This is a genomic window from Deinococcus sp., assembly GCF_030523985.1.
In the GTDB taxonomy this organism is placed as follows: Bacteria; Deinococcota; Deinococci; order Deinococcales; family Deinococcaceae; genus Deinococcus.
The window spans coordinates 1-1,268 of sequence record NZ_JAUNHK010000131.1 but is presented as its reverse complement, the minus strand read 5'-3'; the positions used below and the strand labels follow the sequence as shown (position 1 = coordinate 1,268).

At 67.6% G+C, this 1,268-nt stretch carries 2 protein-coding genes; both read left to right on the top strand.

The features are described from left to right. Positions 1 to 600: 4Fe-4S dicluster domain-containing protein (locus Q4C89_RS13445; RefSeq protein WP_303103134.1), on the top strand; the 600-nt coding region annotated here is incomplete at its 5' end. A 93-nt stretch (positions 601 to 693) separates the two neighbouring features. After that, the coding region (locus tag Q4C89_RS13440) for a glucose-1-phosphate adenylyltransferase family protein (protein ID WP_303103133.1) at positions 694 to 1,268 on the top strand (575 nt) is incomplete at its 3' end.

The following is a 1,268-nucleotide window of genomic DNA, read 5'->3' as shown; positions in this document are numbered from 1 at the left end:
ACCCTGATTCACGGCGAGTGCCGCACCTGTCCGGTCGGCAGTCCCGAGGTGCCGGAGCGCTTGCTGGACGTGCGTGACGAAACTGCCCGCTTGCGTCAGGCCACCGGACGCCCTGCCGAAATCACGGTGCGCCCCGCTGTTCCTGAAGACGGCGAGCGCTCGCAAAAGCTGACACGCCGGGGAGCCTTCAGCGCCCTGCTGCGGGCCGGGGGGCAGCAACTCGCCCAACGCCTGCCCGAGCGCCCGCTGCCCTTCGTGGACTGGTCCGAGCCGGAGCAGCGCACGCCCGCCGAGTGGCAGTGGCGCAAGAAGTCGCTGGGCACGCCGCTGCCGTCCGGTGCCATCGACTGGCCTGCCCCACTGGTGGACGATTCCTGTATCGACTGCCCGGTGTGCGCCAACGTTTGCCCCACCCAGGCCATCACCCGCGACCTGCAACCCGAGGGCGGCGTGCGCTTGCTTCTCGACCTGTCGGCCTGCACAGGCTGCATGGCCTGCCTGCGCTCCTGCCCGCCCCAGGCCATCCACGAGCAGGGGCAGTGGCTCGCGCCCGCTTTCGACCTGCCGGTGCTGCTGCGTGAAAGCGACCGGGTGATGTAGGCCCCCCACCTTGACGGGCAGTGCTGCAACTCCTAACGCCTGACCCAGATGGGCTCATCATGCCGTGCCTGCGCCTCTCCAAACTGCGGAGGCATGATTACGCGCATCGCCAAAAAGACTGTTCTCGCTATCGTCCTGGCCGGGGGACGGGGCAGCCGCCTTTCACCCCTGACCGACGAACGTGCCAAACCTGCCGTTCCCTTTCTGGGCACCTACCGCCTGATCGATTTCACGCTCTCCAACCTTGTCCACAGCGGCGTGCATGACGTGTGGGTCATCGAGCAGTACATGCCGCACGGCCTCAACGACCACCTTTCGGGCGGGCGGCCCTGGGACCTCGACCGCACGCGGGGCGGGCTGGTGGTCATGCCGCCCTTTTCCAACGCCGAAAACGAGGACGGCGAATTCGCCCAGGGCAACGCCCACGCCCTGCACCAGCACGCGCACCTGATTCGGGAGTTCGGAGCCGACCTGGTGGTGGTCTTGAGTGCCGACCACGTCTACCGCCTCGACTATGCCGAGGTGATTCGCCGCCATATTGAGCATGGGGCGAGTGTCACGATGGTCACGACCAACCTCGACGACGCGGCCCAGGCCACCCGCTTCGGCAACGTGCAGGCGGGGCCAGACGGACAGGTGACGGCCTTCGCCTACAAACCCGACCAACC